General features: G+C 44.2%; 13 protein-coding genes. All 13 read left to right on the plus strand.

Annotated elements, in window-relative coordinates; translation table 11 throughout:
• The first annotated feature begins 75 nt into the window (after nucleotides 1-75).
• Nucleotides 76-2,256: an ATP-dependent Clp protease ATP-binding subunit ClpA gene (gene clpA / locus A3G19_RS07720; RefSeq protein ID WP_294871753.1), complete on the plus strand. Its 2,181-nt coding sequence runs from the start codon at nucleotides 76-78 to the stop codon at nucleotides 2,254-2,256.
• A complete protein-coding gene (aat, locus tag A3G19_RS07725; protein ID WP_294871756.1) occupies nucleotides 2,253-2,933 on the plus strand; it encodes a leucyl/phenylalanyl-tRNA--protein transferase in 681 nt (226 codons plus the stop codon). Before clpA ends, aat begins: the two co-directional genes overlap by 4 nt.
• A gap of 50 nt (nucleotides 2,934-2,983) precedes the next feature.
• Nucleotides 2,984-3,430, plus strand: a complete 447-nt coding sequence (locus A3G19_RS07730) for a DUF3015 family protein (protein ID WP_294871758.1) — start codon at nucleotides 2,984-2,986, stop codon at nucleotides 3,428-3,430.
• Nucleotides 3,431-3,496: 66 nt separating this feature from the next.
• Nucleotides 3,497-5,293, plus strand: coding sequence for a DUF4105 domain-containing protein (locus A3G19_RS07735; RefSeq protein ID WP_294871760.1), 1,797 nt, complete (start codon nucleotides 3,497-3,499; stop codon nucleotides 5,291-5,293).
• Nucleotides 5,294-5,341: 48 nt separating this feature from the next.
• On the plus strand, nucleotides 5,342-6,319 hold the full coding sequence (locus A3G19_RS07740; protein WP_015654271.1) for a transaldolase: 978 nt from the start codon (nucleotides 5,342-5,344) through the stop codon (nucleotides 6,317-6,319).
• 3 nt (nucleotides 6,320-6,322) lie between these two features.
• Nucleotides 6,323-7,528: a PilT/PilU family type 4a pilus ATPase gene (locus A3G19_RS07745; protein ID WP_015654270.1), complete on the plus strand. Its 1,206-nt coding sequence runs from the start codon at nucleotides 6,323-6,325 to the stop codon at nucleotides 7,526-7,528.
• 71 nt (nucleotides 7,529-7,599) lie between these two features.
• Nucleotides 7,600-8,136: a 50S ribosomal protein L25/general stress protein Ctc gene (locus A3G19_RS07750; RefSeq protein WP_294871762.1), complete on the plus strand. Its 537-nt coding sequence runs from the start codon at nucleotides 7,600-7,602 to the stop codon at nucleotides 8,134-8,136.
• A gap of 2 nt (nucleotides 8,137-8,138) precedes the next feature.
• Complete coding sequence (gene pth / locus A3G19_RS07755) at nucleotides 8,139-8,687, plus strand: aminoacyl-tRNA hydrolase (protein WP_294871764.1); 549 nt, start codon at nucleotides 8,139-8,141, stop codon at nucleotides 8,685-8,687.
• A gap of 58 nt (nucleotides 8,688-8,745) precedes the next feature.
• Entirely contained in the window at nucleotides 8,746-9,834 is a 1,089-nt protein-coding gene (locus A3G19_RS07760; RefSeq protein WP_015654267.1) for an LptF/LptG family permease, read from the plus strand.
• Between the two features lie 16 nt (nucleotides 9,835-9,850).
• Entirely contained in the window at nucleotides 9,851-11,053 is a 1,203-nt protein-coding gene (gene lysA, locus A3G19_RS07765; RefSeq protein ID WP_015654266.1) for a diaminopimelate decarboxylase, read from the plus strand.
• A gap of 9 nt (nucleotides 11,054-11,062) precedes the next feature.
• On the plus strand, nucleotides 11,063-11,842 hold the full coding sequence (locus tag A3G19_RS07770) for an HAD-IIA family hydrolase (protein WP_294871768.1): 780 nt from the start codon (nucleotides 11,063-11,065) through the stop codon (nucleotides 11,840-11,842).
• Complete coding sequence (gene pheA, locus A3G19_RS07775; RefSeq protein WP_015654264.1) at nucleotides 11,839-12,921, plus strand: prephenate dehydratase; 1,083 nt, start codon at nucleotides 11,839-11,841, stop codon at nucleotides 12,919-12,921. The genes A3G19_RS07770 and pheA overlap by 4 nt, the downstream gene beginning before the upstream one ends.
• A complete protein-coding gene (gene hisC / locus A3G19_RS07780) occupies nucleotides 12,918-14,012 on the plus strand; it encodes a histidinol-phosphate transaminase (protein ID WP_294871770.1) in 1,095 nt (364 codons plus the stop codon). The genes pheA and hisC overlap by 4 nt, the downstream gene beginning before the upstream one ends.
• Nucleotides 14,013-14,024: the final 12 nt, after the last annotated feature.

Here is a 14,024-nt window from a genome sequence, read left to right on the forward strand (position 1 = left end):
AAAAGTACATCAGGTCGGGACATTGGCGCGTGAAAACGGATTTCCCCTTAAAGCGATAATGGAGGAGGCATAACCATGGTGAGCACGGAACTCAATGTGATTTTCCAAAAAGCGGTTGCATTTGCACGGCATCAGCGTCATGAATATCTCACGATCGAGCATGTGATGCTTGCCCTGCTGAACTCTCCTGATGGTGAAGCGATTATAAAATCGTGCGGTGCGGATGTGGAAATTATTCGAGAATCGTTGGGTGCATATTTGATACAAACGATGGAACCGTTGCCCGAAGATATAGAGCAAGAACCGTTTGAGACAGTTGCTCTTGCTAGAATGATTGATGGGATGATGCATCATGTCAGGAGTGCTCAAAAAGAGGTTGCCGATGTGGGTGACTTGATTGCTGCCGTATATGAAGAACATCATACTTATGCTTGTATGCTCCTCGAAGAGTACGGAATCAGCCGTGTTGATGTTCTCGAAGCGATCTCTCATCGTGATATGGAGAGTGTGCAAGACGACTCTAGGAGTGAAGGGGCGTTGCAAAAATATGCTATTAATCTGATTGAGCAGGCAAAAAAAGGGAAAATCGATCCTGTTATCGGGCGTGTCAATGAAATTGAGCGAGCCATTCAGACGTTGTGCCGCCGTAAGAAAAATAATCCGCTCCTTATTGGTGAACCGGGTGTCGGTAAGACAGCAATTGCGGAAGGGTTGGCATTGCGTATTGTTTCGGGCAATGTTCCGGTATTGCTCGAAGATGCTGAGGTTTTTGCCCTTGATCTGGGAGCGATGCTGGCAGGAACCAAATACCGTGGAGATTTTGAAAAGCGTCTCAAAGCGGTAATGGATGAGGCTGCGGCCCACCCAAATGCAATTCTCTTTATCGATGAGATTCATACTATTGTCGGCGCCGGTGCTGTAGGTGGCGGGAGCATGGATGCATCGAATCAACTCAAGCCAGCCCTCGCTTCGGGAACGCTCAAGTGTATGGGGGCGACGACTCATGCCGAGTACAGAACGGTTTTTGAAAAAGATCGTGCCCTTAGCCGCCGTTTTGCCCGTATCGAGGTGGGTGAACCGAGTGAAGAGGAGAGTTTTTTGATTCTCAAGGGACTCCGCGCGCGGTATGAAAAACATCATGGGGTAAAATACACCGATAAAGCGCTTCGTAGTGCGGTAGAACTCTCAAAAAAATACATTACTGACCGTTTCTTGCCGGATGTGGCGATTGATTTGATCGATGAAGCCGGGGCATCGTTTCATCTTAAAACCCATAAACGTACCACGATTACTCCTCATGATATTGAGACGGTGATTGCTAAAATGACGGGGATACCCACTTCAAAAATGGGAACGGATGAGCGTGAAAAACTCGCATCTTTGGAAGCAGAGCTTAAAGCGCTTGTCATCGGTCAGGATCAGGCGATTGAACAGGTTGTTAAATCCATTAAACGCTCCTATGCAGGCTTGAGTGCTCTGCATAAACCGATCGCTTCCTTTTTGTTTTCAGGCCCGACCGGAGTTGGTAAAACCGAGTTGGCGAAATCGTTGGCTGAAACGATGGGGATCTATTTTGAGCGATTTGATATGTCTGAATACATGGAAAAACACGCCCTTAGCCGTCTCATAGGTGCCCCTCCGGGGTATGTGGGGTTCGAGCAGGGGGGACTTTTGGTTGAGACAGTACGTAAGCACCCTTATATGGTGTTGTTACTCGATGAGATCGAAAAAGCTCACCCCGATTTGATTAATGTATTGCTTCAGGTGATGGACAGTGCGACGTTGACCGATAACACGGGCTTTAAAGCCAATTTCGCCAATGTTGTCCTCGTTATGACTTCGAATATCGGAGCCAGTGAACGTACCGTAATGGGATTCAATGCGGATAGCTCGATTTCGCGGCATGAAGCTCTAAAGAGCTTTTTTACCCCCGAATTTCGTAACCGTCTCGATGGGGTCATTGAATTTGGATCTTTGCCGATGAATGTCGTCGAGGGAATTGTCGATAAATTTATCCGACAACTCAATACACAGCTCAAACCTAAAAAAGTGGTTGTGACTCTGAGTGATAAAGCAAGAGAGTATATTGCGAAAATCGGGTACGATAAAGCGATGGGGGCACGACCTCTTGGACGCGTTATTTCGGACAAAATTAAAGATCCGCTTGTCGATGAGATGCTCTTTGGGCGTTTGGTACAAGGGGGAAAAGTATCGGTGGATTATATCGATCAGTTGATATTCGATTATGCGGTATGATTCCTCGTCTTACCCACCGCCTCTCATTTCCTAATCCTCTTTATGCTTCCGAGGAGGGGATCGTCGCGTACGGCGGTGACCTTTCACCTTCACGTCTTATGCTGGCTTATCGTTCCGGGATATTTCCATGGTACAGTACAAACGATCCGATTCTGTGGTGGTCTCCCGATCCGAGGTTGATATTAGACCTGGATGATTTTAAACTGAGCCGTTCATTACGTAAAAAAATCCCTCAGTTTGAGATTCGTTTTGACAGTGTATTTTCACAAGTGATCAATGAATGTTCAACTGCTCCGCGTCGCGGACAGAAGGGGAGTTGGATCGTACCTGAGATGATCGAAGCGTATGAGACGCTACATGCTCTTGGATATGCGCACAGTGTTGAAGCGTTTCAAAACGGTGTTTTAGTCGGAGGGCTTTACGGAGTAAGTGTCGGAGGAGTATTTTGCGGTGAGTCGATGTTTGCAAAAGTTTCCGATGCTTCTAAAGTAGCATTTGCTGTTTTAGTAGAATATCTTAGGGGATGGGGATTTGAATTTATCGATTGTCAGGTTCCAACCAACCATCTCAAAAGTTTGGGGGCAAAAGAGGTTTCAAGAGAGTCTTTTTTAAAGCGTCTTTATGATGCTTCAACTGTACCAATGGGAGAAAGACTTTGGAAAATAGGAAATATTTAAGGTTTATTTCTCTATACTCTTCGTTAATTCTTATGAAAAAAGGGGTCTCTATGAAAAAAGTTTTAATCAGTATCGCAGCAATCGCTGCTCTCGCAACGGCAGGTTATGCAACGGTTAACAATCAAACAGGATGCGGTCTTGGGTCGCAGATCATCAAAGATGACAGCTCTGCGGTCATGTTGGCGCTTCAAGCAACGACCAATGGTACATTGGGTAACCAAACATTTGGTGTTACTTCAGGGACATCAGGATGTAAAAAAGCCAATTTAGTGATGAATGAGCGTGCGGCAGAGTTTGTAGCCTCTAACATGGATCAGCTCTCTCGTGAGATCGCTATCGGTCAAGGTGAGAGTGTTTCAACGCTTGCAGAGCTTTTGAATGTAGAAGACAAAGCCGCATTTGCTCATGCATTACAAGCAAATTACAATGCAATCTATACGAGTGAAAAAGCCGATATGGCAACGGTTCTTGATAACGTTTCTACTATCGCAGGCTAAGGTTTATTTAACATCATCTCCCGTTATTCCCGACGTGATCGGGAATGACGAAAATCAAGGTTTTATTTGCCCTTTCTTTTATTATTATGTGTACTGAGTTTAGCGGTTTATGCGACATCGACCGATAAACTGATTGCGCACGCCCATACAAAACAACTTTCCGATAGCCGTTACTGGCATCTTTTGATGCATACCCCTGATAGTGAAAGCGAGATTGACGATCCGGCTTTTTTTCTCTCACCCGATGGAAAACAGAATCTTTCTGCCGAACTTGATACAACTATCCAGTATCTTAATGATGAGACGAACCGAAGCAATGAAAGCGTGTTTTGCCGTTTTCCGGCTCGTCGAGCATGGTTGGAACAAGAACTCAATACCACTTTCGGTGAGGGAAAATGCCGTGACTATGAAGCGCTTGTAGCCAAAATGGATCCCCAGAGCGTAACTCTCGTTTTTCCGAGCGCTCACATCAACTCCCCAGCATCGATGTTCGGACATACCTTTTTACGGATTGATTCATCCATGGAATCAAAATTGATGTCCTATGCGATCAATTATGCGGCGCATACGGATGAGACCAATGGGTTACTTTTTGCCTATAAAGGTTTATTCGGCGGGTATTACGGATATTACTCGATGCTCCCTTATTATGAGAAACTTAAAGAGTACCGTGACAGTGAATCCCGAGATGTATGGGAATATGATCTGAATCTAACCCATGATGAGGTGATGGCAATGGTGCGCCATATCTGGGAATTGCAGCGGATTAACTCGTGGTACTATTTTTTCGATGAAAATTGCTCCTATCACATGTTGTGGCTCACCGAGATTGCCCGTCCGAGTGTTCACTTGAGGGATCATTTTTTCTACTACGTCATTCCTCCCGATACGGTACGAGCTTTTGAGGAGGAAGCTTTGGTGGTGCAAAAACACTACCGACCCTCTAAACGGACGAAATTATTGGCGTATGAAGGGCAGCTTTCTCCTCAAGCACTCCATGCGGTTAAATCGCTGAGTGCAGGGGAGATAAATTCTGCCTCATTGAATAGCATGAATTTATCAGACCAAGAACGTCGTTTTACACTTGAAGCAGCAGCAGAATTGGCGGAATATGACTACATTGAAGGAAAAATCACTAAAGACGTTTATGCCGAGCGTTATCATTCTCTCCTTTCCGGTCGTGCTGCTTTAGGTTCAGGCGAGACGCTCAATGTAGCCTCAAAATCCAATCCCGATTCTGCTCATCGTTCTGCGAGGATCGATGTATCTCAAGGGTGGTTTGAAAATCGTGCTTCTTTGCTGATCGGGTGGCGTCCTGCTTTTCATGATTTGAGAGAAAATGATACAGGGCATCTCTCCGGAGCCCAGATTGAGTTTTTGGATACTCTTGTCGGGGTTGATCATGACAACGTTACGCTTGAAAAATTGACCATTCTCTCCTTGGCCTCCATTGCTCCGGTGAGCCATTTTTTTAAACCCTTTTCTTGGCGAATGAAAAGCGGTTGGGATCGCGAGTACGAAGGAGACAGACTAAGCTTTGTTACCCGCGTGGGAGCAGGTGCATCTATCGGAGATGAACGGATGTACGGATATATTTTGAGTGAGCCTGAGGTGAGATTCGGATTTAATGCCGATGTTGGATTGGGGTTCACTGCAGGTACTGCGATCAACTGGGGTAATCGGATGAAGAGCCATATAGAAACAGGTCATATCTTCTATTTGGATGGTAGCGATCGAAGCCGAGTCATGGTTTCTCAAGGGTGGCAATGGAGTCCTCTGGGGGGAGTGCAGTGCAGTTATGAAGGAATTGATCAGGATTACAGAGAAGATCGCTACAAACTTGGGGTGAACCTCTATTTTTAATTATTTTTTGGCATAATAGTTACACTTTTTAGGACGGAGTTTTTACCAATGTATATAGCGGAAGCGCGTTTTGCCCTTTGGGCCGATTTTATTGAACGGACATTTTTGGATGAGGGATTTAAAGAACTTATTGCGAAAGGGATTATTAACGGTGCTACCTCGAATCCCGCAATTTTTAAAAATGCCATTTTGACCTCTCCTGCCTATAAAGAACAACTCTCAACACTGAGTGGATTGTCACCCAAAGAAAAATATGAAGCATTGGCTATTTACGATATCCAAAAAGCCGCTGATATTTTGCGCCCGTTATTTGAAGCGGGAGATGACGGATATGTGAGTATCGAAGTGGATCCTTATTTATGCGATGATGCAGAGGCGACGATTAGTGAGGGGGTAGGGCTTCATGCCTCGATCAACCGTCCCAATGTTATGATCAAAGTCCCGGCTACGGAAGCGGGATACATCGCGATGGAAGCGCTGGCATCTGAGGGGATCGCAGTTAATGCGACATTGATCTTTTCGGTTGAGCAGGCTCTTAAATGTGCGGAAGCATTTGAACGTGCATCGAAAAAATCATCTGTAGATACTGTAATCAGTGTATTTGTCAGTCGAATTGATCGTGCAATCGATGAAACACTTCGCACTAACGGGGTTGAAACGGGTAAAATGGGTATTCTTAATGCCGCTGATATTTATAACAGAGTTGAAGCGCTTAATGTTCCAAAATGCCGTGTTTTGTTTGCCAGTACGGGTGTGAAAGGTGATGAATTCCGGGGATCGTATTATATCGATGAGCTTTTAGCACCGAACAGTGTTAATACGGCTCCGATCGCTACGATTGACGCTTTTGTACAAGGCGGAGATACGGTATTGAAACTACCGATAGGAAGTGATATCATCGAAGATCACCAAACTAAAGTTGCAAATGCGGGGATTGATATGGAAATGATTATTGATCAACAGATTCGTGAAGGATTGGAAGCGTTTAAGGTCGCTTTTGGCGAAATTTTGAGTGAATTGGAGTAAAAAATGAATTCAAATATTCAGCAAAGTATTCAGCAACCTGATTTGGGAGACCTCAATTTTGAGGTATTGAAAAAAATTCGCGGTTATCTTCGGCGCATGATCGATGCGGGAGGAAGTGACTTGCATATCAAAGCCAATGCGGTTGTTCGTGCACGAATCAATGGAGAAATTATTCCCCTTTCAGGTGAAATCTTTTCTAAGGATGATGCCCTTGTTTTTGCCAAAGAACTCCTTCGTACCCGTTTTCCTGAATTGGTCGAGAAAAAAGAGTTGGACTTGGTTTATCCGTTTGATGAAAATACCCGTTTTCGTATCAACATTTTTTTCCAAATGGAGGGGATATCAGCTGTTTTCCGTCTGATCCCCGTCAAAATCTTAACGGTAGATGAATTACTCTTACCCGAAATCGTCCATAGTTTTGCGGAGATGGAGCGGGGATTGGTTCTCGTGACCGGTGTTACCGGAAGCGGTAAATCAACCACCTTGGCCGCATTGATCAATGAGATTAATTGGAAACGGCGTAAGCATATTATTACCATTGAAGATCCGATTGAGTTTGTCCATAAAGACCGTAAATGCATCGTCAATCAGCGCAGTATCGGTCAAGATACGCATACCTTCGGATCAGCATTGCGTGCAGCATTGCGAGAAGACCCTGATATTATTTTGGTTGGAGAGATGCGGGACATGGAGACAATCGAAATTGCGCTTCATGCGGCAGATACCGGGCATCTGGTTTTCTCAACACTTCATACACTTGATGCAAAAGAGACGGTTAACCGGATTATCTCCGTATTTCCGACGGGTGAACAGAATCGTGTCCGTATGACTCTGTCCTCTGTCCTTAAAGGGGTGATTTCACAGCGTCTGATTCCAACCGTGGATGGAAAACGGACCGCTGCACTGGAAATTCTGATTCGCACACCCCGTATTGAACAGTTAATCGCAGAAAATAGAGATATTGAGATCCCTGATACAATCGCAGAAGGGAAAGAACTCTATAAATCCCAGACGTTTGATCAGGGAATTTTAGATTTATATCTTAATGGGCGTATTTCTCGGGAGGATGCCTTGGCCTTTGCAACGTCACCATCGGATTTAAAACTTAAAATGGAAGGGCTCAGTGCTACCATTGATAAAGGAAAATTGGGAGTAGATGACGGTCCGAAAGAGTTTAAAGAAGAAGAGTTCATCGGCTTGAAAGGATAAAGTGGGTTTAGAATAGTTTAAACTATTTTTAAGTATAATTCGCCCCATTTTATTTACGAAGGACATGACACATGTTAGAAGGTATTTTAAGAGAGAGTATTGGCAAAGCTGCTACAAAAGCGTATCGCCGTGATGGTTATCTTATTGCCAACATCTACGGAAAAGGGCTTGAAAACATTCACGCTGCGTTCAAAATGAACGACTTTATCCGTACTGTGCGCAACAAAGAAACCGTAGCATTTGCTGTAAACGTAGCGGGTAAAGAGATGAACCTTGTGGTTCAAGGGTATGAGTCTCATCCAGTTTCAGGCAACTTGTTGCACGTTGATTTGATGGTTGCACAAGCAGGTGTTGTCACTCACTATCATGTACCGGTTAATACGGTAGGAACTCCTGTCGGTTTGAAAAACAAAGGTATGTTGTTCGTTGCTAAAAAACGTCTTCGCGTTAAAGCGGCAATCGAAAACTTGCCGGCAAATATCACTGTTGATGTTGCTCCACTCGATTTGGGTGATTCTGTATTGGTTCGTGATCTTCCACGTGTTGAAAACGTTACGTTTACTGATTCAGACCGTGTATCGGTTCTTAGTATCATTAAAGCGAAATAAGGATGCTGATCGTCGGACTGGGAAACCCCGGCTCGGCGTATGCATCAACCCGTCACAATGTCGGGTTTATGGTGATCGATGAACTTTGTCGCCGTCGCAGTGTTCAAAACATTTCAAAGAGCTCCTTCGAAGGGGAGTTGTTTAAAATGGGGTCACACTTCCTTCTCAAACCTACAACTTTTATGAATCTCTCCGGTCGCTCTGTCCTTGCCGTTAAAAATTTTTATAAAATCGATGAGGTCATTGTTATTCATGATGATTTGGACCTTCCTTTTGGGGCATTACGCTTTAAAAGCGGAGGCGGACATGGCGGACATAACGGACTCAAATCAACCGATGCCGCGATAACGGCTGAGTATATTCGTGTTCGTATGGGGATCGGAAAACCGGAACATAAATCGCAGGTGGCCGATTATGTATTACACCCCTTTAGTGCAGAAGAACAATCTAAACTATCCAACTGGATTTCTGCCGCAGCGGATGCGGTAGAGATGCTTTTAACGCAAAGTTGCAGTGATGTTGCCGCGAAATGCTCCGTAAAAGGGGTGTAAAAATCTCGCAGGTTTAATTGGGTACAATAAACTTCAATATTTTTTATTTTAGGCTCTTATGCTCGCATTTAATACTTTATCATTCACGTATCTACGCTATTTCTCGATCGTATTGATTGCGTTAACCAGCTTTATGGTCGGATTCGATCTGATGGACAATGCCTCAGAACTTCCAAATTCCGCTAACCTTGTTTTGATTTATATCATGTATAAATATTTTTATGCGGTTGATATGATGTTGCCGATCTCCTTGATCTTTGCAATCATAGCTTCTTTGGTAGAACTGATCCGCTCCAATGCGTTGGCGGCATATTACGCACTCGGGTACTCAAAAATACGTATTATGGCCCCTTTTCTGAGTGTGGCTAGCGGGCTGATAATTATCTATATTTCCCTTCATGCGACCAATTTTGCCCGTTCAAACGAATTTGCCAACAACTTACGTGAAACCTCTCAGTTTATCCGCCCGACCAGTAATCTTTTTTTCACCCATGAGGGAAATTACATCTACTTCGGAAATCTTTATCCTTTGAGTAAGCGGGCGGAAGATATTCGAATCTTTACCTTCGAACAAGGCCATTTAAAAGAGGCTTTGAGTGCCAAAGAAGCAGTGTACGAGAATGGCTATTGGAATATTCAAAAAGCTCATTTAATACGTCCTCCCGAAGGGTTTGATCTACACGCTTCAGGGATCGTAACGGAAGATCGAAATAATCTTAAAGTACTGCGTGATTTTAAACCCAAAATTTTGGATCAGGTATATGAGGGGAAAGCCAACTTTACGATTGGCGACGGATTGGACGCGCTTAAGCTGCTTGAAAATCAAAATGTCGATGTGGCTAAAATTACGAGTGCCATGTACCGTATTTTTGTTTCACCATGGTTTGCACCGGTTTTGATGGTGATTTTTTTCACGTACGCCCCGGTGAGTGCCCGTTTCTTAAATCTCTCCTTATTTAGTTTTAGTGCCATTTTGGTAACCCTGATTGTATGGGGAGTGCTCTTTATGATGGGAGAGCTCTCAAACAATAAAACCTTATCACCTGAAATCGGGATAATCGTTCCGATTATGGTACTCGGCGGAGTAATGTTATGGCGACTTGGAAATCCCCTAAGGAGAGTTAGGGTAAAATCGCGACAAAACTAATCAATGAGGATTATGAGTGATCGATTTTAAAGCTCTGGCGCAGACCTACGGAACACCTTTGTATGTTTATGATTTTGATGCGATGAAAACGCAATTTGAATCTTTAAAAGAGGCGTTTCGCGGGCGTAAATCTATTTTAGCGTATGCCGTCAAAGCCAACTCAAATCTCAGCGTTGTAAAACATTTTGCGCAGCAAGGCTCAGGTGCGGATTGCGTATCGATTGGCGAGGTGCGTCGTGCTCTCATGGCGGGAGTACCAAAATATCGTGTTATTTTCAGCGGTGTCGGTAAACGTGATGATGAGATTCGTGAAGCGATCGAATCGGATATTCTCTACATCAACGTGGAGAGTGAAGCAGAACTTGGGCGAGTTGAAATGATCGCTCGGGAGCTGGGTGCCAAAGCCCGTATCAGTGTCCGTGTCAATCCGAATATCGATCCGAAAACTCATCCGTATATTTCAACCGGTTTACATGATAATAAATTCGGTGTGGAGATTGTTGCGGCAAAACGGATGTACATCCAAGCGAAAAACTCGCCTAATCTTGACCCCGTAGGTATCCATTTTCATATCGGAAGTCAGTTGACCGATTTGGAGCCGATTTACGAAGCGGCAGTCATCGTAGCCGATTTATTACGCTCCCTTCAAGCAATCGATATCGAGCTAAAATTCTTTGATATCGGCGGAGGGTTAGGGGTTCGTTACGACAATGAGACAACGATTGAGCCTTACGATTACGCACAAGCGATTCTTTCTGCACTCAAAGGAATCGATGTTACGATTATCATGGAGCCGGGACGATTTTTGACGGCGAATGCGGGATACTTTTTGACCAAAGTACTCTACGAGAAAAACAATGGTGAAAAACGTTTCGTAATGGTAGATGGGGCCATGAACGATCTTATCCGTCCGAGTTTGTACAAAGCGTATCACCGTGTTGAAGCGTTGGATAAAACGGGTGATGCAACTCCAGCCGATGTGGTTGGACCGGTATGTGAGAGCGGTGACTTTTTAGCCAAAAACTACCCGCTTCCACCGATGGAACACAATGATTTATTGGTTATTCACAGTGCAGGAGCCTACGGTTTCGGGATGGGAAGTAACTACAATACCCGTGGTCGCTCAGCCGAGATTGCCATCGAAGCAGCTAATGTACGTCTGATTCGACGTCGCGAAACGTTTGATGATGTTATCGCGTTAGAACGCGACTATCTGTAGGCTATAAACATGTATTTTGTGGATGTGCAAGGGACGCTAATCGAAGATAATACCAAACTTCCCACTCGTGGGGCGGTTGCTTTTATCGATTACCTTAATGCGCATCAGATTCCTTATATGGTCATTACCAACAGTACCAAAAATCCGAGTGATGAGTTCTTGGGATATCTTAATAGTATCGGGTTGAATATTCCTCGGGAACATTATCTCGATCCGTTGATGATGTTGGAGAGTCATATTGACAAAACCCGTAAAGTTGCGGCGTATGGATCTGCTCCTTTTTTACATGTTTTACAGGCGATGGGCTATACGTTGGATTTTTTAAATCCTGATGTTGTTTTAGTGGCCATCAAAGATGATTTCGTGAGCGATGAATATGCACAAATAATCGAATTTCTCCTTGGTGGTGCACAACTGATCGGGATGCATGAAACCACGCTGTATGCCAAGAATCACAAACGTTATCCCGGCGTGGGGGCAATTTTAAAAATGTTGGAATTTGCTACCTCGGTTTCCTATACGGTGGTCGGCAAACCGAGCATCGCTTTTTTCGAAGAAGCTTTATCTCGTCTTTCCCTGCAAAAAGCCGGGATAAAGTTCAGTGATATTACGATTATCAGTGATGATGTCAAAGGGGATCTTATCGGCGCGCAATCGTTGGGGATGAAAGGGGTATTCGTCCTTAGCGGCAAATATCGATCAGCGGATGAGATTATCCCCTCGCTAAAACCTCACGAGCGACCGGCGGAAATTTATGCCGATATGCAAGCAATATTGGAGAGTTTATGAATACTTTAGAAGAGTGCAGAGCACGAATTGATGAGATCGATAATGAGATCGTCGGCCTTTTGAACCGCCGCATGGAAGTGGTGCGTCGTGTCGGTGAGATTAAGCATGAAAGTAACACGGCAATTTATCGTCCAGAGAGAGAAAAATCCATTATTGATCGGTTGACTCAGATCAGTGAGTCTTCCGGCGGACTTTTAAATACGGCTGCAATCGAAGCAGTATTTTTAGAGATTTTTGCGGTTGCCCGTAATCTTGAACTCCCTGAACGGATTGCCTATTTGGGGCCGGAGGGGAGTTTCACCCATCAGGCGGCAGAATCACGTTTTGGGGCAATGAGTGATTATCTTTCTCTTGGTTCGATCGAAGCTGTATTTAAAACGCTCGAAGCATCGCGTGCAAAATTCGGTGTAGTACCGATCGAAAACAGCCGTGATGGCGTCGTGGGAGAAACCCTTGATCTACTGGGCAAAAGCAGCGTTAAAATTGTTGCCGAACTTTATATGCCGATTCATATGGCATTTGCCACCAAAGCGGAGAAAATTCACCATATCAAGCGGATCTATTCGAAAGACAAAGGGTTTGGGCAATGTCGGGAATTTTTAGCGGAACACGGCTTGGATACGATCGAACACATACCGGTTGAATCGACTGCAAAAGCGGCTATTTTGGCTTCTAAAGATCCTGAAGCGGCCGCTATCTGCTCCCATATCGCGGCAAAACTGTACGGTGTTCCGACATTGTTTGAAAACATCGAAGATGCCCATAACAATGCAACGAGATTTTTTATCCTCAGCGATTTTAAAAACGGTATCAGCGGTGAGGATAAAACCTCGATTCTGGTACGCTTAAAAGATGCTCAGAAAGCGGGAGCCTTGGTTCATTTCTTGGAAGATTTTAACAATGCCGACATCAATCTTAGCAAAATCGAAAGTCGGCCGTCGCGGGATAATGACGGTTTCGGATATTGGTTTTTTATCGATTTCTTCGGTCATATTGATGAACCTAAAATTCAATCATTGGTCCAGAAACATGTCGATGAAGTGACATGGTTGGGAAGTTACGTAAAGGGAGAATTATGAAATTTAATGAAGCGTTAGAGTCTATTAAAACCTACGAAGCAGGTAAGCCGATCGAGTTGGTTGTCCGTGAGTATGGGATCGATAAAGATTCGATCGTGAAACTTGCCAGTAATGAGAATCCGTTTGGATGTTCACCGAAAGTAAAAGATGCCGTTCGCTTAATCATCGATAATATGGCCCTTTATCCTGATGACTCGATGGTCAAACTTAAAACCGCTTTATCGGGTAAATACGGCATTAAAAGTAACGAATTGGTAATTGGTGCCGGAAGTGATCAAGTGATCGAATTCGCAATCCATGCGAAAGCGCATGGCGGTTCGAAAGTGCTTATGAACAGTGTCACTTTTGCGATGTATGAGATTTATGCGAAGCAAGTGGGGGCGCACATCATCCGAACCGCATCGCGCGAGCATGATATGGACGAATTTTATGCACTTTATTGTGAACACAAACCCTCTATCATCTTTTTGTGTACGCCGAACAATCCGACAGGAGATGCTCTCAATGCAGAATCGATGCTCGCTTTTATCGAAAAAATTGATAATGACACCCTTGTGATCGTCGATGGTGCTTACATGGAGTATGCCCGTTTCAAAGACCCTTCCTATGCGGTTGAACCGCGTGAATTGATTGAACGGTTTGAGAATGTCCTTTTCTTGGGGACTTTCTCAAAAGCGTATGGATTGGGAGGAATGCGCGTCGGGTATGGAATTGCTCAGGCACCTGTTATTGAAGCTCTTTATAAAGTACGCCCGCCGTTTAATATTACGACGCTCTCCTTGGAAGCGGCATCGGTAGCATTGGAAGATGAACCGTTTGTTCAAGAATGTATTCGTGATAATTTTGCGCAGATGAGCCGTTATGAGGAATTTGCACGCGCTAAGGGGATCGATGTGATTGACAGTTATACCAATTTCGTCACTTTATCGCTTCCTGAAGAAAAAAATTCATCAAAAATTGCGCAAGAACTCTTAAAAAAGGGTATGATTGTACGTGATTTAAGCAGTTACGGATTGAACGCGATTCGTGTTACAATCGGAACCCGAATTCAAAATGATCGTTTCTTTGAACTCACCGATCCTTTATTATAAAAATAGGTAACA

This window comes from Sulfuricurvum sp. RIFCSPLOWO2_12_FULL_43_24 (assembly GCF_001829605.1).
Lineage (GTDB): Bacteria > Campylobacterota > Campylobacteria > Campylobacterales > Sulfurimonadaceae > Sulfuricurvum.

Bases quoted from the DNA above. Each gene is read 5' to 3' on its own strand.
- clpA (WP_294871753.1), top strand. From the start codon at position 76: ATGGTGAGCACGGAACTCAATGTGATTTTCCAAAAAGCGGTTGCATTT.
- aat (WP_294871756.1), top strand. From the start codon at position 2,253: ATGATTCCTCGTCTTACCCACCGCCTCTCATTTCCTAATCCTCTTTAT.
- A3G19_RS07730 (WP_294871758.1), top strand. From the start codon at position 2,984: ATGAAAAAAGTTTTAATCAGTATCGCAGCAATCGCTGCTCTCGCAACG.
- A3G19_RS07740 (WP_015654271.1), top strand. From the start codon at position 5,342: ATGTATATAGCGGAAGCGCGTTTTGCCCTTTGGGCCGATTTTATTGAA.
- A3G19_RS07745 (WP_015654270.1), top strand. From the start codon at position 6,323: ATGAATTCAAATATTCAGCAAAGTATTCAGCAACCTGATTTGGGAGAC.
- A3G19_RS07750 (WP_294871762.1), top strand. From the start codon at position 7,600: ATGTTAGAAGGTATTTTAAGAGAGAGTATTGGCAAAGCTGCTACAAAA.
- pth (WP_294871764.1), top strand. From the start codon at position 8,139: ATGCTGATCGTCGGACTGGGAAACCCCGGCTCGGCGTATGCATCAACC.
- A3G19_RS07760 (WP_015654267.1), top strand. From the start codon at position 8,746: ATGCTCGCATTTAATACTTTATCATTCACGTATCTACGCTATTTCTCG.
- A3G19_RS07770 (WP_294871768.1), top strand. From the start codon at position 11,063: ATGTATTTTGTGGATGTGCAAGGGACGCTAATCGAAGATAATACCAAA.
- pheA (WP_015654264.1), top strand. From the start codon at position 11,839: ATGAATACTTTAGAAGAGTGCAGAGCACGAATTGATGAGATCGATAAT.
- hisC (WP_294871770.1), top strand. From the start codon at position 12,918: ATGAAATTTAATGAAGCGTTAGAGTCTATTAAAACCTACGAAGCAGGT.